Origin of the sequence: Mycolicibacterium septicum DSM 44393 (genome assembly GCF_000455325.1) — a bacterium.
Classification (GTDB): Bacteria; Actinomycetota; Actinomycetes; order Mycobacteriales; family Mycobacteriaceae; genus Mycobacterium; species Mycobacterium septicum.
Window position 1 is genome coordinate 3982882 of sequence record NZ_HG322951.1, and the last position, 20304, is coordinate 4003185.

23 protein-coding genes and 1 pseudogene are annotated in these 20304 nt (G+C 67.6%); 12 read left to right on the forward strand and 12 right to left on the reverse strand.

Features of this window, described 5'->3' with window-relative positions:
- Positions 1-450, reverse strand: a 450-nt coding sequence (locus TX88_RS18810) for a hypothetical protein (RefSeq protein ID WP_044518712.1), incomplete at its 3' end; no start/stop codon positions are given.
- Between the two features lie 207 nt (positions 451-657).
- On the opposite strand from TX88_RS18810, the gene TX88_RS18815 reads away from it, so the two are divergent.
- Complete coding sequence (locus TX88_RS18815; protein WP_044518714.1) at positions 658-1920, forward strand: cytochrome P450; 1263 nt, start codon at positions 658-660, stop codon at positions 1918-1920.
- On the opposite strand, the gene TX88_RS18820 is transcribed toward TX88_RS18815, so the two are convergent.
- Positions 1859-2215, reverse strand: a complete 357-nt coding sequence (locus TX88_RS18820) for a hypothetical protein (protein ID WP_044518716.1) — start codon at positions 2213-2215, stop codon at positions 1859-1861. The two genes, TX88_RS18815 and TX88_RS18820, sit on opposite strands and share 62 nt — an antisense overlap.
- 146 nt (positions 2216-2361) lie before the next feature.
- Between TX88_RS18820 and TX88_RS18825 the strand changes: the two genes are divergently transcribed.
- The 4 genes from TX88_RS18825 to TX88_RS18840 all read left to right on the forward strand — a co-directional run bounded on the left by TX88_RS18825 (position 2362) and on the right by TX88_RS18840 (position 5212).
- Positions 2362-3096: a helix-turn-helix domain-containing protein gene (locus tag TX88_RS18825; RefSeq protein ID WP_110918095.1), complete on the forward strand. Its 735-nt coding sequence runs from the start codon at positions 2362-2364 to the stop codon at positions 3094-3096.
- 76 nt (positions 3097-3172) lie between these two features.
- Positions 3173-3784, forward strand: a complete 612-nt coding sequence (locus TX88_RS18830) for a peroxidase-related enzyme (RefSeq protein ID WP_044518717.1) — start codon at positions 3173-3175, stop codon at positions 3782-3784.
- 52 nt (positions 3785-3836) lie between these two features.
- The gene (locus tag TX88_RS18835; RefSeq protein ID WP_044518718.1) at positions 3837-4559 is read left to right on the forward strand and encodes a FadR/GntR family transcriptional regulator; all 723 of its coding nucleotides are present in this window, start codon (positions 3837-3839) and stop codon (positions 4557-4559) included.
- Positions 4556-5212, forward strand: a complete 657-nt coding sequence (locus TX88_RS18840) for a sterol desaturase family protein (protein WP_044518719.1) — start codon at positions 4556-4558, stop codon at positions 5210-5212. The genes TX88_RS18835 and TX88_RS18840 overlap by 4 nt, the downstream gene beginning before the upstream one ends.
- On the opposite strand, the gene TX88_RS18845 is transcribed toward TX88_RS18840, so the two are convergent.
- Positions 5193-5972: a L,D-transpeptidase gene (locus TX88_RS18845; RefSeq protein WP_044519571.1), complete on the reverse strand. Its 780-nt coding sequence runs from the start codon at positions 5970-5972 to the stop codon at positions 5193-5195. The two genes, TX88_RS18840 and TX88_RS18845, sit on opposite strands and share 20 nt — an antisense overlap.
- 175 nt (positions 5973-6147) lie before the next feature.
- Positions 6148-7563, reverse strand: coding sequence for a DUF7159 family protein (locus TX88_RS18850; RefSeq protein WP_162563163.1), 1416 nt, complete (start codon positions 7561-7563; stop codon positions 6148-6150).
- A 211-nt stretch (positions 7564-7774) separates the two neighbouring features.
- Between TX88_RS18850 and TX88_RS18855 the strand changes: the two genes are divergently transcribed.
- Positions 7775-9232 carry a peptide MFS transporter gene (locus TX88_RS18855; protein ID WP_044518722.1) on the forward strand — a complete coding sequence of 486 codons (1458 nt, stop codon included), beginning with the start codon at positions 7775-7777 and terminating at the stop codon, positions 9230-9232.
- Here the strand turns inward: TX88_RS18855 and TX88_RS18860 are convergent.
- A pseudogene (locus TX88_RS18860) lies at positions 9213-10178 on the reverse strand (threonine ammonia-lyase). The gene TX88_RS18855 and the pseudogene TX88_RS18860 overlap by 20 nt on opposite strands.
- A 96-nt stretch (positions 10179-10274) precedes the next feature.
- On the opposite strand from TX88_RS18860, the gene TX88_RS18865 reads away from it, so the two are divergent.
- From TX88_RS18865 to TX88_RS18880, 4 genes are all read left to right on the forward strand, one after another.
- A complete protein-coding gene (locus tag TX88_RS18865; protein ID WP_044518723.1) occupies positions 10275-10697 on the forward strand; it encodes an acyl-CoA thioesterase in 423 nt (140 codons plus the stop codon).
- Positions 10698-10746: 49 nt separating this feature from the next.
- Positions 10747-11784, forward strand: coding sequence for an agmatinase (gene speB, locus TX88_RS18870; protein WP_044518724.1), 1038 nt, complete (start codon positions 10747-10749; stop codon positions 11782-11784).
- Positions 11785-11868: 84 nt separating this feature from the next.
- Positions 11869-12096: an Rv3202a family protein gene (locus TX88_RS18875; RefSeq protein WP_044519572.1), complete on the forward strand. Its 228-nt coding sequence runs from the start codon at positions 11869-11871 to the stop codon at positions 12094-12096.
- 17 nt (positions 12097-12113) lie between these two features.
- On the forward strand, positions 12114-12443 hold the full coding sequence (locus tag TX88_RS18880; RefSeq protein ID WP_044518725.1) for a hypothetical protein: 330 nt from the start codon (positions 12114-12116) through the stop codon (positions 12441-12443).
- Here TX88_RS18880 and TX88_RS18885 read toward each other — a convergent pair.
- From TX88_RS18885 to TX88_RS18895, 3 genes are all read right to left on the reverse strand, one after another.
- The gene (locus TX88_RS18885) at positions 12385-13275 is read right to left on the reverse strand and encodes a cytochrome c biogenesis CcdA family protein (protein WP_044518727.1); all 891 of its coding nucleotides are present in this window, start codon (positions 13273-13275) and stop codon (positions 12385-12387) included. The genes TX88_RS18880 and TX88_RS18885 overlap by 59 nt on opposite strands.
- Positions 13276-13284: 9 nt before the next feature.
- Complete coding sequence (locus tag TX88_RS18890; protein WP_110917973.1) at positions 13285-13764, reverse strand: protein disulfide oxidoreductase; 480 nt, start codon at positions 13762-13764, stop codon at positions 13285-13287.
- Between the two features lie 107 nt (positions 13765-13871).
- Positions 13872-14753, reverse strand: a complete 882-nt coding sequence (locus TX88_RS18895) for a TIGR03854 family LLM class F420-dependent oxidoreductase (protein WP_044518729.1) — start codon at positions 14751-14753, stop codon at positions 13872-13874.
- An 87-nt stretch (positions 14754-14840) separates the two neighbouring features.
- On the opposite strand from TX88_RS18895, the gene TX88_RS18900 reads away from it, so the two are divergent.
- Positions 14841-15281: a DUF6188 family protein gene (locus TX88_RS18900; protein WP_044518731.1), complete on the forward strand. Its 441-nt coding sequence runs from the start codon at positions 14841-14843 to the stop codon at positions 15279-15281.
- A gap of 41 nt (positions 15282-15322) precedes the next feature.
- On the opposite strand, the gene TX88_RS18905 is transcribed toward TX88_RS18900, so the two are convergent.
- Complete coding sequence (locus TX88_RS18905; RefSeq protein WP_044518732.1) at positions 15323-15805, reverse strand: hypothetical protein; 483 nt, start codon at positions 15803-15805, stop codon at positions 15323-15325.
- A gap of 179 nt (positions 15806-15984) precedes the next feature.
- On the opposite strand from TX88_RS18905, the gene TX88_RS18910 reads away from it, so the two are divergent.
- Positions 15985-17265: a cytochrome P450 gene (locus tag TX88_RS18910; protein WP_044518734.1), complete on the forward strand. Its 1281-nt coding sequence runs from the start codon at positions 15985-15987 to the stop codon at positions 17263-17265.
- 4 nt (positions 17266-17269) lie between these two features.
- On the opposite strand, the gene TX88_RS18915 is transcribed toward TX88_RS18910, so the two are convergent.
- The 3 genes from TX88_RS18915 to TX88_RS18925 all read right to left on the reverse strand — a co-directional run bounded on the left by TX88_RS18915 (position 17270) and on the right by TX88_RS18925 (position 20302).
- Positions 17270-17656, reverse strand: a complete 387-nt coding sequence (locus tag TX88_RS18915; protein ID WP_044518735.1) for a cupredoxin domain-containing protein — start codon at positions 17654-17656, stop codon at positions 17270-17272.
- Between the two features lie 97 nt (positions 17657-17753).
- Complete coding sequence (locus TX88_RS18920; RefSeq protein ID WP_044518736.1) at positions 17754-18980, reverse strand: acyl-CoA dehydrogenase family protein; 1227 nt, start codon at positions 18978-18980, stop codon at positions 17754-17756.
- The gene (locus TX88_RS18925; protein WP_044519573.1) at positions 18977-20302 is read right to left on the reverse strand and encodes a glutamine synthetase family protein; all 1326 of its coding nucleotides are present in this window, start codon (positions 20300-20302) and stop codon (positions 18977-18979) included. Before TX88_RS18925 ends, TX88_RS18920 begins: the two co-directional genes overlap by 4 nt.
- Between the last annotated feature and the right edge of the window lie 2 nt (positions 20303-20304).

Sequence of the window (20304 nt, forward strand, 5' to 3'; positions counted from 1 at the left end):
CCCCGGCGCCTGTGGCGCGGTCGGAACGTTCGGACCGGGCACCTGGCCCGGCACGGGCGTGTTCATGCCGCGCTGCGCGAGCCCGAGTACCAATGCTTCCTTGCCGCTGATCTCCTGGCTCTGCACGGCGTGCCACAGATCCTTGAGATAGCTCAAGTTGGGGGTTTCCGTGCCCTGCCCGGTGGGATCCATCGTCGCTCCGGGCGGCAGGGCATCGGGACTGGCCAGGTGAGGGATCCCCGCGGCGTCCGTGGCAGGCAATGCCCCCGGATCTCCGGCCGCGGCCTGAGCAGCCGGTGCGGGACCGGGTGCCGGCGCCGGTGCGGGGGCGGGCGGCACCACCGGATTGGGCGGCTCCGCGGCCGCCGCGGCGGCCATGGCCAACGCCACGACGGGACCCGACACGCACCCCGTCACGACGATCCCGAACCTACGGATGTCGACTCGCATTCTCGATGGCCTCCTGCTGTTGCTCCAGGGACAGATGGTAACGCTGACTGCATCGTTGCGCTCGTTCAACCGTTACAACGCAAGAATCGGAACACGTTCCAATACGAACAATGTGGGAGTTTCCGAAACCCGCTCCATAGGGCCCCACCTGTGGTGTAGCAATGGCTTACGCCACTACACAACGTCGTCTGAGGAGCGCCCACCGCCATGCCGACTTTGAACCTGCCCGCCGACTTCGACTTCACCGACCCCGACATCTATGCGGAACGGCTGCCCGTCGAGGAACTCGCCGAGATGCGCAAACTCGCGCCGATCTGGTGGAACGAACAACCAGCGGGCCGGGGTGGCTTCGATGACGGCGGGTTCTGGGTCGTCACCAAGCACAAAGACGTCAAAGAGGTATCGCTGCGCAGTGACGTCTTCTCCAGCCAGGCGAAGACCGCCCTGCCGCGATATCGAGAAGGCACCGTCCAGCAACAGATCGACCAGGGCAAGTTCGTGTTGCTCAACATGGACGCCCCCCACCACACACACCTGCGCAAGATCATCTCGCGGGCCTTCACTCCGCGCGCGGTCGAGCTCCTGCGTGCGGACCTCGCCGAGCGGGCCCGCATGATCGTGGAGACGGCGGCCGCCGAAGGCTCAGGAGACTTCGTCGAGCAGGTGTCCTGCGAGCTTCCGCTCCAGGCCATCGCGGGGTTGATGGGCGTACCGCAGGAGGACCGCAAGAAGCTGTTCGACTGGTCCAACCAGATGGTCGGCGATCAGGACCCGGAGTTCGCCACCAACGATGCGATCAGCGCCTCGGTCGAGCTGATCATGTACGGCATGCAGATGGCGGCCGAGCGGAGCAAGAACCCCGGCGACGATCTGGTCTCCAAGCTGCTGCAGGCCGACGTGGAGGGACACAAACTCTCCGACGACGAGTTCGGCTTCTTCGTGATCCTGCTCGCGGTGGCCGGCAACGAGACGACCCGGAACTCGATCACCCAGGGAATGATGGCGTTCGCCGATCACCCAGACCAGTGGGAGTTGTTCAAGCGGGAGCGCCCGGGCACCGCCGCCGACGAGATCGTTCGGTGGGCCACCCCGGTGACGTCATTCCAGCGGACCGCGCTGGAAGACACCGAACTGGCCGGTGTGCCGATCAAGAAGGGGCAACGGGTGGTGATGTTCTACCGCTCGGCGAACTTCGACGAGGAAGTGTTCGACGACCCGTACTCTTTCAATATCTTGCGGGACCCCAACCCGCACGTGGGATTCGGCGGAACAGGCGCGCACTACTGCATCGGTGCCAACCTCGCCAGGATGACGATCGACCTGATCTTCAACGCGATCGCCGACGGGATGCCCGATCTGACGCCACTGGCGGCGCCGGAACGGCTCCGATCCGGCTGGCTGAACGGCATCAAACATTGGCAGGTCGACTACCGGGGCGACGCCGGCGCGAAACCTCCTGTGCCGCAGTAGGGATCGGATAGTCGATGATCGACCGCCAGTAGTCCTCCGGGATCTCGGTGTTCGACCGCAGCACGATCGCCAGACCGGTTGCCATTGCGATGCCGAGTAGCCCGAGCCACAGGCCGGCCAGCGCGATCGCGACCCAGAGCACCGTTGTCAGTATCGGCCACGGCGACGCCAGGGCGAGCACCGGTGCGAAGAAGAATCCTGTGCCGATGTAGGCGGCCGACCCGGCCCGGTCGGCCGCCATCACGAAGTGCAGCCACCGTGGGATCGACTTGGGCCACTGCGGTGAATTGCGCATCCTTGCCTCCTTGGTGGGACGAACTCCACGGTGACTCGGATCGGGTAATCATTGCAATTACCTGTCAGGTAGTGGTTATCTCGCGCCGCGTGAGTGAGACTCGGGTGGTGACGAGTGCGGCAACCCACACACCGATCGGCTCACTGATGCGCGACTGGCGACTACGCCGCCGGATCAGCCAACTGGACCTGGCCATCGAGGCCGACGTGTCGGCGCGTCACCTCAGCTTCATCGAGACCGGCCGATCCGTGCCGAGCCGGGCGATGGTGCTCCGGCTGGCCGAGGCCCTCGAGGTCCCGCTGCGAGACCAGAACCAACTGCTGCTCGCCGCCGGGCTGGCACCGGTGTACGCCGAACGGACGCTGGAGGATCCCGAGATGACCGCGGTGCGCGACGGGGTGACCCGAGTGTTGGACGCCTACAACCCATTTCCCTGTGTCGTCGTCGACCGCACCTGGAACCTGTTGCAGGCCAACGCAGGCACCGCGGTGATGCTGGAAGGTGTCGCTCCGCATCTGATGGACCGGCCCAATGCGTTGCGAATCACCTTGCATCCCGAGGGCATGGCCCCGCGCATCCGGAACCTGGCGGAATGGCGCCACCACCTGATCAGCCGGCTGCGCCGCGAGGTCACCGTGAGCGGATCGGCCGAACTCGCCGACCTTCTCTCCGAGATCGAGTCCTACCCGGGAGGAATGGAACCCGTCCGCGATCTCGGCGGAGTCGTCGTCCCCCTGGAACTGACCGCGCCCGACGGCACCGTGCTGACCTTCCTGAGCACCGTCACGACATTCGGCACCGCACTGGACCTGACCGCCGCGGAACTCAGCATCGAGGCATTCCTGCCCGCGGATGCCGAGACGGCCGCCGCACTCCGCTGAACGCGGCCGCGCAAGGGTTCGCCTCGGCGGTGTCGAAATCCTTGTCCGGCAAGGCCGCCTGCATCAGGCTCCGGGTATGACCGCCACCGCTGACGCTCCCCAGTCCCTGTCCCCATCGCGCATCTCACGGTTGCGGGTACCCGAACTGGATGAGCTGAGCACCGCGGGTGTGCGCGGCTTCTTCAGCCGGCAGCAGCGCGAGGAAGGGCTGACCTCCAACTGGTTTCGTGCGCTGGCCCTCAACGAGGGTGACCTCGAACGGCTCAACGGCTACCTCCTGCCGTTGCTGGGTGCCGACGGGCGGGGCGGATTGAGCGCGCGCGAGCGCGAGGTGATCGCCACGGTGGTATCCGGGGAGAACCGCTGCGCGTACTGCCACACGAACCATGCCAACAAGCTGGGGAAAGTCGCAGGCGACTGGTCGTTCGGGCAGCGGGTCGCCATCGACCATCGGCAGGTGGCCGAGCTCACCGAGCGGGAGCGCGCCCTGGGCGACCTCGCCGTGCTCGTCAACAATCATCCGCAGGAGATCGACGACGCCGACTTCGACGCGTTGCGCGCCCTCGGACTCGACGATCATCAGATCCTCGAGGGCATCTCGATCGCGGCTTTCATCGGCGCGACCAACCGAATCGGCATCGCGCTGTCGGTTCCGCCGAACCCGGAGTACACCGGCATCCCGCGATAATCAACTGGTATGACCACTTGACCTCTTACCGTCTGAGGGGCAGCATGGCCCTATGGCGTTACAACCGGTCAACCGCAGATCCGTACCCGAGGACGTCTTCGAGCAGATCGTCGCCGAGGTGCTCAGCGGCCAGATGCAGCCCGGCGAACCGCTGCCCAGTGAACGGCGGCTGGCCGAGGTGCTCGGGGTGTCCCGACCGGCCGTGCGGGAGGCGATCAAGCGGCTCACCGAGGCCGGGCTGGTCGAGGTCCGACAGGGCGACTCCACCACCGTGCGAGACTTCCGCAAGCATGCCGGCCTCGACCTGTTGCCCAGACTGCTCCTGCGGGCGGGCGAACTCGACGTCAGCGTGGTCCGCAGCATCCTGGAAACCCGCCTGCACAATGGGCCGAAGGTTGCCGAACTGGCCGCCCGGCGGGCCACGGCCGACCTCGTCGCCGAACTCGGCCGCACCGTCGATGCCCTGGCGGCCGAACCGGATCCGGTGGAGCAACAGCGCCAGGCGCTCGCCTTCTGGGACCTGATCGTCGACGGCGCGGACTCGATCGCATTCCGGTTGATGTACAACACCCTTCGGCAGACCTACGAGCCCGCACTCCCGGCGCTGGCCACCATGATGGCCGCCGAGGTCGGGCGTCCCGACGCGTACCGGCGGATCGTCGAGGCCATCGAAGCGCGTGACCCGGCCGCCGCCCGCCGTGCGGCTCAGGACCTGTTGGAGCCGGCCACCAACGCCCTCATGGGCGCGCTCGAGGCCTTGGAGGAAACCCGATGACGCGCAACGCTTTCAGCTTGGGTGACGCGGTCCGGGAATTCGTCAGGCACCCCTCCCCCTGGATGATCGGCACGGCGCTGGTCGTCAGCGTCGCAGCGCGGTGCGTCGTCGGGGACTGGCAACTCACCGACGTGCTCGTGCCCGTGGTGATGCTCGTGACGTTCCCGTTCTTCGAATGGATCGTCCACGTCTTCGTGCTGCACTGGCGGCCACGGCGGATCGGCCCGATCACCCTGGATTCGCTGCTGGCGCGCGACCACCGGCTACACCACGTCGACCCGCGCGACATCCCGCTGATCTTCATACCGTGGCGGGCCCTGTTGTGGATCCTGCCCGTCGCCGTGGCCGTTGCCCTGCTGGCATTCCCTCGCCTCGGCCTGGGGCTGACGTTCCTGTCCCTGCTGACCGTGATCGGGCTGGCCTACGAGTGGTGCCACTACCTGATCCACAGCGACTACAAGCCGAAAACCCGTGCCTACCGTGCAGTTTGGCGCAACCATCGGCAGCACCACTACAAGAACGAGCACTACTGGTTCACGGTCACCACCGCCGGAACCGCCGACCGGGTGTTGGGAACGTATCCCGACCCGGCGACGGTATCCACCTCACCGACGTCGAAGAACCTGCACGCGGCTACGACTGCACAACAATAGGGTCGCCCACGTGCACCGTGTTGAAGTACCAATCGGCGTTGTCGGGGCTCAGGTTGATGCAGCCGTGGCTGACGTTGGCATAGCCCTGGGATCCCACCGACCAGGGTGCCCCGTGCACGTAGACGCCGCCCCAGGTCACGCGGACCGCATCGTAAACGGTGAGCTTGTAGCCCTCCGGGTCACTCAGCGGAATACCGATGGTGCGCGAATCCATCACCACGACAGGCTCTTTGGCCAGTGCGGTGAACGTACCGACCGGGGTCGGGTGCTTGGGCTTGCCCATCGAGGCCGGCATCGTGCGGGCCACCGCGCCGTCGATGCTCACGGTGAAGGTGTGGGCGTCGATATCGGCAACGCCCAGCACCTGTGATCCGGTTTCGAAGCTGGTCTTGGCGCCGCCTGCGGATACGGAGATGGTCGAGTGGGCCGGCCAGAACTGGTCGGGCTTCCACTGCATCACGTCATCGCTGAGCCAGCTGAATGTGCCGGTGGGCGTATGCGGTGAGCTGATCTGCAGGCTGCTCTGCGCCGCGTCGCGATCGGCCACCGGCTTGTCGAAGGTCACCGTCAACGGCATGGCGACACCGACCACGGAACCCGCGGCCGGCTCGATGGTCGCGCCCGGCTCGGGCGTGCGCACCGCGGCGGATGCGACGTTGACCGTGCTCGTCGCGGCCAAGGTGGCGACTCCAATCGCCGCAAACACTTTCAGTACCGACGCTCGAACGGTTCCGAATGACGACGAGGGGGCGCTCAGCATTCCACCAGTGTAGGTGCTCGCCGGAACTGCACCCCTGAGGCGCAGCGTGACGGTGGCAGATCGGTGTTGGCGGTAGCGCGATGGGTTGCCCATGGTGAACACATCGATGCGACTTGTCAGAACGTTTCACCGCAGGATCGGCGGTCTTACACCGGTCTCAGCAACGTCACAGGGATCAAGGCGCGACGGGTACCGGTGCCTGCGATTCGGGCGCGGCCGGGACGGCCTCAGGTGCGGGAGGCGCTGCTTCCGGCACGGGTGGTGCCGTTTCGGCCGCCGGAGCCTGTGCGGCCGTCTGCTGTACCGGTGCCGCCTCGGGCGCCGGACTCGGTGGAGGCGGCGGAGGCGGCGCCACCTCGGCGGCCGGCGGCGGTGGCGGCACAGGTGTTTCCGAAGCCGGGGACGGTGCCGGGGACACCACCGTCTCGGCCGGCGGCGCCTCGCCCGCGGGCAAGGGCCCCTGGCCCGCCTCGGGCGGAGGCGCGCCGGGGTGCTCGGACACCTGTGGTGACTGCTCCGGTGGCACCGGCCCCAGCTCGGACCCGGGAGGCGCGAGCTGCTCGCCCGGTATGACGCCGGGCTCGGTTGGGGCCGTGATGCTTTGGTCGGCGGGGTATTCCGGCCCCACGTCCTGCACCACCGACTCGAGGACAGGCGGGGGCTCAGGTGGCGGGGCGGGCGGTGCGGGAGCCGCGGGCGGCTGCTGTACAGCGGCCGAGTCGCCCGATGTGCTCACCACCGGACGGGTACTCCGGTGTGGAGTCGGCTCCGAACCGGGCAACAGCTGCTGACCGATGGCCAGCGCCAGCGAGACCCCGAAGACCAGGACTCCACCGAGCAATATCGCCAGCGGCGTCAATTGCGTGGTGGGCCAGCGCCAACCGGTCGGGGCCACACTCTCGTCGGAGGCCCGGCGGCCCCGTCGCACCGCGGCCAGCCCGGCACCCCTGGCCAGCGGCAATCCAGGTTCGGCCGGTGTGAACACCGGCACCTGAAGGGCCTGCTCCAACTTCGGCAGCACCGAGTCCAGGTCGACGGCGGATCCCACGACCACGAGCGCGTCGGGACGTGGATCGGCCGCTTCGAACATGTCGGACAGCCAGGTGGTCAGGCCCGCCACGGTCTCGATACCCCGGCTGACCGTCGTCTGTACGGGAGTACCGTCGCTGACCGTCATCGCTTGCACCACATCGGGTTCCAGGACGCAGACGGCGGTCGTGCCGAATCCGACGATGCCTGCGATGCGACGCGCCAGCGCATCCGTGGCCTGCGGCAGCCGAACCGGAACCACTGAGGCGTACCCGGCCTCGGCCAGCTTCTTCAGCAGCACCGCGGCCTCTGCTGCAGCGCCCGAACTCCACGTGACACCGATCGTTGTCAGCTGCCGATCGTGTTCTGCGGCAACCTTTTCGGCGCGACGAACGGCGGACACCACATCGGCACAGATCTCGCCGGTTCGTGACGGTGTATAGCCACGAATGTCAAAGGCGTCATGGTCGACGGTCGCCCCGTCAGCCTCGCTGCCCTCGACCAGGACCAGACCGACGGTGGACGGTGTCAACGAAACACCGAGCACCGCCTCCACATGCACCCCCGAAAAGTGTGGCCGTCGTCCAAACGTTTCACGGTGACATTACCGGGTGGCAGCATCATAGCCATCCCCTGTACCTTCGTCGCCCACGTTCGACATGCAGCGAAATGTGCTGTGCCACAGAAGCGCCTGTACACAACGGAGTTCTAGTTTGCCGTCCCGGCCGTCAATTCCGGCCGACCGGGCCGTTCCCGTGGCAAGGTAGTGGCCCATGCAGCAGGTGCAGGACTCACCACGCCATCGCACGTTCTTCGGCCATCCCATCGGGCTGGCCAATCTGTTCGGGGTGGAATTGTGGGAGCGCTTCTCGTTCTACGGGATGCTCACCATCCTGGGCTACTACCTGTACTACACCGCCGTCGATGGCGGCCTGGGGCTACCGAAGAGCACCGCCACCGGCATCGTCGGCGCCTACGGAGGCCTGGTGTACCTGTCCACCGTCCTGGGCGCGTGGGTCGCCGATCGGCTGCTGGGCATGGAGCGCACGGTGTTCTACGGCGGGGTGGTCGTGATGGCCGGCCACATCGCACTCGCCGTCGTTCCGGGCTTGCCCGGCGTCGGCGTCGGTCTGGTCCTGGTCGCCCTGGGATCCGGCGCACTGAAGGCCAACGCGTCCTCGCTGCTGGGCACGCTCTACGACAAGAACGACCCTCGTGCCGACGGCGGCTTCACCTTGTTCTACCTCGGGGTCAATCTGGGCGCCTTCGTCGGACCGCTGGCGACGGGACTGCTGCAGACGCGCGTCGGCTTCCATTACGGGTTCGGCGCGGCGGCCTTCGGGATGGCGTTGGGGCTCACGCAGTATGTGTTGTACCGGCGCAATCTCGGGACCCACGGACGCATCGTGGCAAACCCGTTGCCGCCCCGGGCAATCTGGAAGGCCATCGCCATCGTCGGGGCACTCGCCGGGGCCGTGGCGGTGCTGTTCATGACGCACCTCGTCGAGCTGGCCAACCTGTCGCAGTTCACCACCGGCGTGATCGTGGTGGCCTCGGTGGTGTATTTCGCGGTGATGCTGACCAGCTCCAAAGTGTCCGACACCGAACGCATCCGGGTCCGCGCATTCATCCCGCTGTTCATCGCCAACGCGGTGTTCTGGTCACTGTTCCAGCAGACGTTCACGGTGCTGGCGGTCTATTCCGACGAACGCGTCAACTGGTCGGTCTTCGGCTGGACCGCACCGTCGAGCTGGATCGGGTCGATCGAACCGGTCTGGATCATCCTGCTCTCGCCGTTGTTCGCGCTCATGTGGACCCGGCTGGGCAACCGGGCACCGACCACTCCGCGCAAGTTCGCCTACGGCGTGATCGGCATGGGTGCGGCGTTCCTGCTGTTCCTGCCGATGGCACCGACCACCGGCAAGGTGGTACCGGCACTGTTGGTGGCCGGCATCATGGTGGTGTTCGCGGTGTCCGAGCTCCTGCTGTCGCCGATCGGCCTGTCGGTGACGACAAAGCTTGCGCCAGAGGCATTCCGGGCCCAGATGATGGCGCTGTTCTTCTTCTCCGTCGGACTGGGTACGGCCATGTCGGGCGTGCTCGCGCAGCGCTACGATCCCGCCCACGAGTTCGCCTACTTCGGCACACTCGGCGCGGTGGCCATCCTCGTCGGTGTGGTGGTTCTGCTGATGTCACCGCGGATCAGCAGGCTCATGGAAGGGGTGCACTGACTCCGGACAGGATCTCGGCCAGCAGCGGTGGCTCGATGTTGCCGCCGGAGACGATCACCACCGCCGGCCCGGCCGGCACCGTCACCTTGCGGTAGCCCGCCAGTGCCACCGCACCGCTGGGTTCGGCGACCAGGTGTGCCCGGTGCGCGAGTTCTCGCACCTCTGAACGGATCTCATCCTCGGACACCGTGATGACATCGTCGAGCACACGTTGCAGATGGGCGAACGTCAACGCCGACGGTGTCGAACGCAGTCCGTCGGCGATGGTCCGGTTGCGCTGCGCCACCGGCCAGTCCACCCGGTGGCCGGCGGCCAGGCTCTCGGCGGTATCCGCGGCGAGTTCCGGCTCGACGCCGAAGATCTTGGCCTGCGGGCACATCGCGCGGATCGCGGTACCCACCCCCGAGGCCAGTCCGCCGCCGCTGATCGGGATGAAGACGGATGCGACTTCGGGCAGGTCCTGCGCGATCTCCAATCAGACGGTGCCCTGGCCGGCGATCACGTCGGGGTGATCGAAGGGAGGTATCAGCACACCGCCGGTGCGCTCGACCAGTTCGGCGGCAACCGTTTCCCGTTGCCCGGCAGCGCACAGCACCACCTGCGCCCCGTGATCCCTGGTGGCCCGCACCTTCACGGCCGGCGTCTCCTCGGGCATCACGATGTGGGCGGCGACGCCATAGGCCGCGGCCGCATACGCCACCGCCTGCGCATGATTGCCGCTGGAGTAGGCCACCACTCCCCTGGCCCGTACGCCGGGATCGAGCCGGCCCAGCGCGTTGAACGCACCACGGATCTTGAAGGCACCGATCGGCTGCAGATTCTCGGGCTTGAGCCACAACGGCCGACCCGGGTCTCCCCATCCGGCCGCCAGGAGCGGGGTTCGCACGATGTCGGGGTCGATCCGCCGGGCCGCGGCGTCGATGTCGTCGAGGGTCACCAGCTTCACGGCACAAGTCTCTCCTGCGGACCGGACCGGCGAAAGCCCGGGCCGCGGCGGGCCCGTTACCGTGGAGCGGCAGACCCCCGGCCTTGGAGTGCTCACGTGACCCAGTACAGCTTCGGCATCGTTCCGCGTTACGCCGAGATCGATCAGCAGGGCGTGGTGTTCAACGGCCACTACCTCACCTGGTTCGACGAGGCGTGTACCGGGCTGTTCGACCACCTGCGGGTGAGCTATGCCGACCTGATCGCCGATGGCATCGACATGCAGGTGGTGCACACCGAGATCGATTTCCGGGCGCCGGTCCGGTGGCGGGAGCCGGTGCGCGTCGCCGTGCGGTGCGAGCGCATCGGCACCACGAGCTTCACCCTGGGTTTCACGGTGCTGGGCACCGACGCCTCCGGTGACGAGCGGGCCCGCGTGTGCGGGAGCAATGTCTACGTCGTCGTCTCGACCGATGACTGGTCCAAGCGGCCCGTTCCCGAAGGCGTTCGCACCGCGCTGAGTTCCGTTGCCGGCCAATGAATCTTCCGAGCCGACCGTGCCGCCTCGCCTGCGGCGGTAATGTCTGCTCATGGGCGATCAGCACGATCACCGACCCCAGCGTGAGTTGCCGCCCGGCATGGCCGAGCAACTGGACCTGCCGCACTCGGGCATGGTCTCTTTCGGGCACCGGCCGTTCCTGACCGAGACCGCCCAGCTCGACGCCTGGCAGCCCGACGTGGCGATCGTCGGTGCGCCGTTCGACATCTCGACGACCAACCGTCCAGGCGCCCGGTTCGGTCCCCGGGCGATCCGGGCCACGGCCTACGAACCCGGCACCTACCACCTCGACCTCGGTCTCGAGATCTTCGACTGGCTCGAAGTGGTCGATTTCGGTGACGCTTACTGCCCGCACGGGCAGACCGAGGTATCGCACGCCAACATCCGCGAGCGGGTCCACGCCGTTGCCTCGCGCGGCATCGTTCCCGTGGTGCTCGGTGGCGACCATTCGATCACCTGGCCGTCGGCGACGGCGGTGGCCGATGTGCACGGCTACGGCAACGTCGGCATCGTGCATTTCGATGCGCACGCCGACACCGCCGACAACATCGAGGGCAACCTGGCCAGTCACGGCACCCCGATGCGTCGGCTCATCGAATCCGGTGCGGTGCCCGGCACCCATTTCGTCCAGGTCGGGCTGCGTGGTTACTGGCCGCCGCAGGACACCTTCGAATGGATGCTGGAGCAGGGCATGACCTGGCACACCATGCAGGAGATCTGGGAGCGCGGCTTCAAGGAGGTGATGGCCGACGCGGTCGCCGAAGCCTTGGACAAGGCCGAAAAACTCTATGTCTCAGTCGATATCGATGTCCTCGACCCCGCGCATGCGCCCGGCACGGGCACTCCCGAGCCCGGCGGGATCACCAGCGCGGACCTGCTGCGGATGGTCCGCGAGTTGTGCCGCACCCACGACGTCGCCGGCGTCGACGTGGTCGAGGTGGCGCCGGCCTACGACCACGCCGAACTCACGGTGAACGCCGCCCACCGGGTGGTGTTCGAGGCCCTGTCGGGGATGGCCGCCCGGCGTCGCGACGCCACCCAGACCCCGGCGGGCCCGCCCGCCCGATGAGTGGCGCAAAATCCACGTTGAAACACCAGTTCCCGGGTAGCACAATCGGTATGCACGGCGATGCCGGTCGGTGAGGGGGCAATCATGACACACGCCAACGGTGACGGATTCGATGACGACGCTTTCGACGACGACGCGCCGGAGGCCGACGTCGTCGAACAACTGATACCGGTCGGTGTCGACGACGAGGACGACGCGATGTCGGATCTGCGGCGGGTGCGGATCTCGACGGACACCGACGCCACCGAGGCGGACCTGATCGATCAGGCCATCGTGGTGCCACTGGACGACGAGTCCGACTTCGACCGCTGACAGGAAGGATGCCCGGCATGCGCTTGCCCGATGCACTCGACAGCATCGCCGCCGATACCGCGACCACCTCACGGGTTTTCGGTGACCCGTACGTGACGCCCGACGGAGCGACGGTGATACCGGTCAGCAAGGTCCGGCACCGCCCCGACGGGCGATCCCATTCCAGGCCACTGGGGATCTTCGTCGTCAAGGACGGCAAACCCACCTGGGTTCCCGCCATGGACTCCACGCGTATCGCCTTGATGGGCGAACTGATCGGGTTGGTGGCAGCGACATTGGCCACGGCCGCTATGGTGCGTCGTCCACCGTGGCCGGATGTGCGCGGCGAGTTCTCGCGGCGAATCTGACCCGCCATAAGCCCAGGGCCACCAATACCAGCAGGGCGAGCACCCACGGCCAGGCCCCGTGCCGGTGCACCCAACCGGCGATCGTGCCCTGGACGCGTCCGGCGGCGGCGATCACCGGATCGTCGGGATTTCCTGTGGCACTGAACAATTGGATCTCATACCAGCCGTAGTACGCGACATAGGCGCCGACGGCGATCAGCAGCGCTCCGCTGATCCGGCTGATATAGGGAACCACCTGCCGCAGCCGGTCGATCACCACCGTGCTGGTCAGCGCGGTAGCGACGGCCAGCACCCCGACGACGAGGGTGAAACCCGCGGCGTACGCGGCGAACACCGCCACCCGGTGCACCGCCGTGTTCGATTCCAGGGTCGCCCCGGTGACCGCCAGGAACGGCCCCACGGTGCACGACAGCGACGCGAGCGCGTAGCCGACCCCGTAGCCGGCCATCGAACCGAGCCCTGCGGTCGGAGCCCAACCGGCCCGGCCCGCTACCGCGTCCGGCAGCAACAGCCCCAGCCTGCGGCCGGCCAGCAACCAGCAGCCGAGGACGACCAGGACGACACCGATGAGCAGCGTGACGTACGGCAGGTAGCGCTGGACGGTGTTCGCTGCCGCCACCGTGAGCAGCCCGAAGGTGCCGAACACGGCCACGAATCCGGCGGTCATCACCACCGTGGCGGCCAGCGCCCGCCCCAGGGCGGGCAGCGGTCCGCGCGGCGAGGTGCCCCGCACCACCAGCGCGAGGTACCCGGGCAGCAGGGCGAACCCGCAGGGGTTGAGCGCCGCGACGAGGCCGGCGCCGAACGCCAACCCCACCAGGTTGTCTGGCACGCCGGATGACTAGCTCTTCAGGGCCGCGACCCGATCGGCCAGCTCTTGCTGCGGCATGGCCGAGGTCGGGTTGTTGACGAACGTCGATGACCCGTCGGCGCGGTAGAAGACGTAGGCGGGTTGCCACGGCACGTTGTACCGCGCCCAGATCGACCCGTCAGCGTCGTTGAGGTTGGGGAAATTGAGGTGGTACTTGTCGACGAACCCCTGCATGGCCCCCACGTCGGAATGGGCCGCCACGCCGACGAAGCTGACCTGCGGATTGGCCGCGGCGACCTGACTCACCGACGGTGCCTCGGCGTTGCAGAACGGGCACCACGGGGTCCAGAACCACAGCACCGCGGGCCGCCCGGCCAGGCTCGACCCGTTGAACGGGGCGCCCGACAAGGTGGTCCCGGTGAACTGCATTCGATCGTCAGCGGCCGCAGTCGGCGCCGCGACCAGTGCGAACACCATCGCGACCGCACAAAACAGGCCTCGCATCCTCATGACAAGTCTCCTTCGGTCAAGTCGCAGCACACGCGTGGCCTGCGCATACCCCCTAACACGGCGCTCGACACGCGGAAGTTCAACCGACCGGGAGATTCGTGCAGCCGTCAGTTCTGCCGCGGCAACAGCTCGGCGGTGAACCGATCCACGAAGGCGGCGCGGTCGGCGGGACCCGCCGCCCTGATCACGAACTTGGTCAGGCCGGCGGCCTGGTAGCGATCGAGTTGGCGGTGCAGATCGGGCCAGTCGGCCGCGATCAGGTCCTCGGGGTCGACATCGGGTCTGCGGCGACGGACCGCCGCGAGCAGATCCGCCGGCAGTGCGCCGTCCCCCACGGCAAGGCTGATGCCGAAGTGGTCGGGTTCGATGGTGCGGCCCGCCGCAACCGCCTCGGCCTCGATGCGGCGGCGGGCCGCGGCCGCCTCGTCGGGGGTGAGAAAGCTGCCCAGCCACCCGTCGCCGAATTTGCCGATCCGGGTGAGGGCCGCCGGCGCCGACCCACCCAGCCAGATGTCGATGGGGGTCGCCGGTACCGGTTGTACCTGTGCGGAGCGGACTGTGAAGTACTCGCCCTCGAATGACACATCGCCGCCGCGCAGGGCGGCCCGCAGCAGGTCAAGGGATTCGTCGAAGACCGCGGCCCGCCGGCCGTCGGGAACCACGAAGATGTCGCGCTCGGGCGGCAGCGCCGAATGCAGCCCGAACGCGGGCAGCACCCGTTTAGGCGCCAGCGCTGCCAGCGACGCCAATTGTTTGGCCACCAGAACGGGATGGCGGCCCGGCAGGATCGCCACCGAGGTCCCGACCTTCAACCGCCGGGTGCGGGCCAGCGCGTAGGCCATGCCGACGAACGGATCCACCGCCGGGGTATAGACCAGTTCGGAGAACCACACCGAATCGACACCGGAACTCTCCAGGTGATCGATGACGCCGGCCAGCTCGTCCGGGGTGGTTTCAGCGCCGAGTCCCACGCCGAAGCGAACCTTCATCTGGGGATGTCCCATGCCATTCATATTCGACCCAACACCGGAGATGCGCCTCTTGTGCCCGGTCGTTCGGCGGTTCAGAGTAAGACAATGAGCGAACAATGGATTCAAGGGTGCTTGGTCCAGCGGATCACGTTTCGTGATGGCCTGGTGCTCAACCTCGACGACTACAACGAACTGGTCATCTCGGTTCCGCTGGAACTGACGCTTCCGGCGACCGGTACCGACGATTCCGAAGTGGTGTCGCTCGACCCGCGCGCCCTGCGCAACGAGGTCCGCCCGCTGTTCGATTTCGCCGGCCAACGCTGCACACATGCCGACTGGGAGAACGACGGCAGCCTTCACCTTGGTTTTTCCGACGGCCACCGGATCGATGTGCGGCCCGACGACCGCCAGACCTCGTGGGAGCTGTACGGGAAGTACCACGGCTACGCCGCATGCCTGCCGCACGGGCGGGTCCGCGTCGTCCGTCACGATCAGGATGACTCCGATCAGGACGGCGACGGCGTCCCCACCCGTGAGAGCGGCTGAACCGGCATACGACGCGGCCGCTGGTACCTACCGGCGGGGCATCAGCCGACGCCGACCCCGATGATCGGGACCCAGACGCCGAACAGCCAGACGCCCCACTGCCGGAATCCGTTGTCCCACACCGGGTTCAAGTCATAACCCCAGTAGTTGACCCGCGGCGGAAGCGGTCCGCCGTTCCAGTGCATCGGTGGCGGCGGGCCCCAACCCCACGGCGGCGGGCCCCTGCGGTCATCCCACCAGTCGTGCCGGTTGTCCGCCCACCAGGGGCCCTTGTCATCCCAGTGATCGCGGTGGTCGAAATCCGGGCCGCGATTGCCGAAATCGCGCCCACGATCGTCGAAATCACGGTCATGGCCGGGCGGCCCGCCGTTGCAGAACGGGAAGCAGTCGTCGTTACCGTGCCCCGGCTTGAGCGGGACCGGCACAGCGGGCGATGCCGACGCCGCAGGAGCCCCCAGCCCCGCAGCGCCTATTCCGAACGCGCCGACCGTCAACGCAGCCGCCACGAACTTGGTCAGTTTCATACCTGGACCTCCTACAGTCGTGACCCCGGCGCCGGCCATCCCCCAATGGCCCGGCGCCGCAACGCCTTGCAAACTCACCGCTGGACCGAGCGGCGAGAACGTGCACCCCGGAGGGGTATCGCGCCGACGGATCCGAGCGTTACGCGTTCTCCGGTCGGCTCCGGCTCTAACCTGGCGGTGTGGGTATCGCACCGCGGGTCAATGGGGCGCCTCCTCCCGACGTGCCGCGCTCGGAGATCGAACTCGGATCGTGGCAGTTCTGGCGCGAGGACGACGACATTCGCGACGGAGCGTTCGCGGCGCTGCGCCGGGACGACCCGATCTCGTATCACCCGGCGTGCGTCCTCGAGGGGTTCCCCGAAAGCCCCGGGCACTGGGCGGTGACCAGGTACGACGACGTCTTCCAGGCCAGCCGCCACCCGGAGATCTTCAGCTCCGCGTCGGGGATCACCATCGGCGACCAAACTTCCGAATTGGCCGAGTATTTCGGCTCGATGATCGTGATGGACGATCCCCGCCACACCCGCCTGCGCAACATCGTGCGCAGCGCGTTCACCCCGCGGGTGGTGGCCCTGATCGAGGATTCCGTCCGTGACCGGGCCCGGCGACTGGTCGCCGACATGGTGGCCAGAAATCCCGACGGCAACGCCGAACTCGTCACCGAACTCGCCGGCCCGCTACCGCTGCAGATCATCTGCGACATGATGGGGATCCCCGAACCGGACCATCAACGGATCTTCCACTGGACCAACGTGATCCTGGGGTTCGGCGACCCTGATCTGACCACCGACTTCGACGAGTTCCTCCAGGTGGCGATGGACATCGGCGCGTATGCGACCGCGCTGGCCGACGAGCGCCGCGCGGTGCCCACCGAGGACCTCACGACGAGCCTGGTCCAGGCGGAGGTCGACGGCGAACGGCTGACCTCCGCGGAGGTGGCCTCGTTCTTCATCCTGCTGGTGGTCGCGGGCAACGAGACCACGCGCAACGCCATCAGCCACGGCGTGCTCGCGCTCACCCGGTTCCCCGAACAGCGCGAGAAATGGTGGTCGCGGTACGAGGAACTGGCCCCGACCGCCGTCGAGGAGATCGTGCGCTGGGCCTCGCCGGTGAGCTACATGCGCCGCACGGTCACCCAAGACACGGTGCTCGGCGGGACGCCGCTGCCGGCCGGCGCCAAAGTCACGCTGTGGTACGGATCGGCGAATCGGGACGAGTCGAAGTTTGCCGATCCGTGGATGTTCGACATCACCCGCCATCCCAATCCCCATCTCGGATTCGGCGGCGGCGGTGCACATTTCTGCCTTGGAGCAAACCTGGCGCGCCGGGAGATCACTTTGGCGTTCGAGGAGTTGCACCGCCAGTTGCCCGACATCGTCGTGACCGAGGAACCCGACCGACTGCAGTCGCAGTTCATCCACGGCATCAAGCGCATGCCGGTGGCCTGGTCCCCCCGCTGAGGGTCTACCTGACCGTCAGTGTGCCCAGCATCGCCGGGTGATAGAGACAGTAGAAGGCGTACTCCCCCGCGTCCTGGGGAGCCGTCAGCGTCGCGCGCCCCTTGCCCTCGACGTGGACGTCGAACAGGCCCTTGGTCCGCGACGTCACCGAATGCTCGACCTCGTCGTTGTTGATGATCGTGATCTCGGTCCCCGGCGCGACGGGCCCGAGAGCGCTGAATCCCATGCCCTCGATCACGATGACGGGGCCCGTCGGGACCGACGTACCCGGGCTGGCGGTGACCGTCTCCGAATGCCCGCCGTGGCCGGCAGGCGAATTGGCTTGCCCGCACGCAACAGTCGTGCCGGCAAGCAAGAACACCGACACGGCCAACACTGCAAGTCGAAACATCCGGACCCCCCTGAGATTCGTCCTGACTCAGGCAATTATCGGCCCCGTCAGGGCACGATGTGCCCGAATCTGCCGATCCGGTGTCGCCGAAGCAATCTCAGAAGTATCCGTTGGCCGGCGGCCAGACCCCGTTGACCGCGAAATTGCCCGCCGCATATGCCTTGTAGGCCAGCGGGTTGTGGCTCGCCACCGTGCGGGCATTGCGCCAGTGCCGATCCAGGTTGAGCGCCCGGGACGTGGCGGACGCACCGCCGGTGTCGAACAACCGCTGGGCCGCCGAGAGCGTCAGCCGCTCGGCCACCAACTGTGCGCGGGCAACCGTGATCGCGGCGTCGGCGAGCGCCTGCCCGTCATGCTGGCGTCCGCTGTCCACCACCGCGTCGATCGCCGCCGCCGCAGTGAGCACCAGCGTGCCGGTCGCCTCCGCGTCGGCCGCGATATCGCCCACCGCCTGCAGGACGAATGGGTCACTTGAGGCACTGTCGGACAGGGAGTGCGCCGCGGGCCGGGCCTTGGTCCGCACATACCGCACGGCGTCGTCGAGGACGCCGTATGCGATGCCCGCGGCCACCGCCGCCAGGTACAGCTGCAGGAATGTGGTGCTGTGGCCCAGGTGATCCCCGTCGGACACCGTGGTGACCTCGTCAAGGTGCACCACCACGCCGGTGAACCGGGTACCGCCGCTGGCCGTCAGCCGTTGGCCGAACCCGTCCCAGTCGTCGAAGAGTTCGACCCCGGCGCGATCCGTCGGAACGATCGCCTGCAGGTCACGCCCCTCGGCATCCACCGCCGACACCGCGATGACGTCGGCGAACAACGATCCGGTCGAATAGAACTTGTAGCCGTTCAGACGAAGTACACCGTCGTCGTCCGCCAGCACCGTGGTGTCCGCACTCGACGGTGACCGGCCGGCCCCGTCGGTGATCGCGTTGCCGAACACCAGCCCGTCGTTGATCCGGGCGAACCAGCGCACGCGCTCATCCTCGGTGGCACGGTTGCTCAACAAGCGCTCGGCGTATCCGAAGTGAGCCCGCAGCGCCTGGGCGACATTGGAACTGGCGCGTGCGATCTCGATCACGGCGCCGGTCACGTCACGGACGCTGCCGCCGGGTCCGCCGTAGCGGGCGGGCACCCGCAATGCGAGCAGCCCGGCGGCCCGAAGGCGGTGCACAGCGTCGTACTGCAGCACCCGGTCCCGCTCGGCCGCCACATCGCCGCGCCGAAGTTCGTCGACGATATCCGGAAGCCGGCCCAGCCGGTCGGCCACCGAACCGCCAAGCGGCTGTTCGTGTCTGGTCTCGCGTCCGCCCACTGTCGCGGTCATGAGGTGGCCAGATAACGTCGACGTTCCCAGTCGCTGACATGGCGGGTGTATTCGAGCCATTCGCTGTGTGCGATCGCGGCGAAATCGTGCACCGAGTCGTGCCCCAGGATTTCGGTCACGGTGTCGTCCTGGATGGCCAGCGCGATCGCCACGCCGAGAGACTCCGGCAGCGCCGTCCCCTTGGCGTAGAGGTTGCCGCCTTCGGCGACCGGTGGCGTGCGCTGGGCCCGGATGCCTGCGACGACGGCGGCCAGCGCCGAGGCCACCAACCAGTACGGGTTGGAATCCGAAGCACCACTGCGTAATTCGATGCGGGTGGCCGAGGGGTCGGCATCCACCAGGGATCGCACCGCCGCGCTCCGGTTGTCCCGGCTCCAGGTCACCGTGGCCGGCGCGAACGAATCCGGCACGAACCGCCGGTATGCGTTGACCGAGTGCGCACCGAACAGGGTGATCGACGGCAGATGCTCGAGCAGCCCGGCGATCGACCACAGCGCCAGCTGATTCTCCTCGCCGCCCTGCGCCGCGAAGGCCGGGTCGCCGTCCCGCCACAGCGAGATGTGAAGGTGCGCCGAGCTTCCCGAGTGTTCGGTGAACGGTTTGGGCATGAAGCTGGCGATCTTGCCGTGTCTGCGGGCCACCTCTTTGGCCGCGTACTTGAGCCGGGCGGCATCGTCGGCGGCTTCCAGCGCGTCGGCGTAGATCAGGTTCGCCTCGACCTGTCCCGGGCCGTACTCGGTTTCGATCCCCTCCAGCCGGGTGAAGGCGGCAAGCGTCTGCTGCAGATCGGTGAGCAGCGGATCGAGGGCGTTCGCGTTCTCCAGTGAGTAGGCATGGATGTCGGGCTGGAATGCCGACCCGTCCGGGTCGAGCAGATAGAACTCCAACTCGACGCCGACCTTGGCGGTGTAGCCGAGCTCGGCCAGCTGCGCGAGCACCCGCCGCAGTACCGCGCGGGGATCCAGCTGTGACGGGCTGCGGTCATGGGTGACGATGTCGGAGAGGACATGCCCGGTACCAGGGCGCCACGGCAGCGGCCGGAACGTCGACAGGTCCGGCACCGCGTGGACGTCCGGGTAGCCACCATCCCAATTGGTCAGCCGCAACCCGTCGATCACCGTGGCATCGGTGTTCCACCCCAAAGATGCTTCGCAGAAGGCGAATCCGCTGCCGCGGGCCCGGTCCAGGAAACCGGCGGCCGGGATGCGCTTGCCCTGCGCGTGGCCGAGCGGATCACTCCAGCCGACCTCGATCTCGGTGATCGAGCCGTCCTTGATGCCGTGTACCGCATCGTCCTCGGCGGTCCGCGCCGTCACGCTCACCG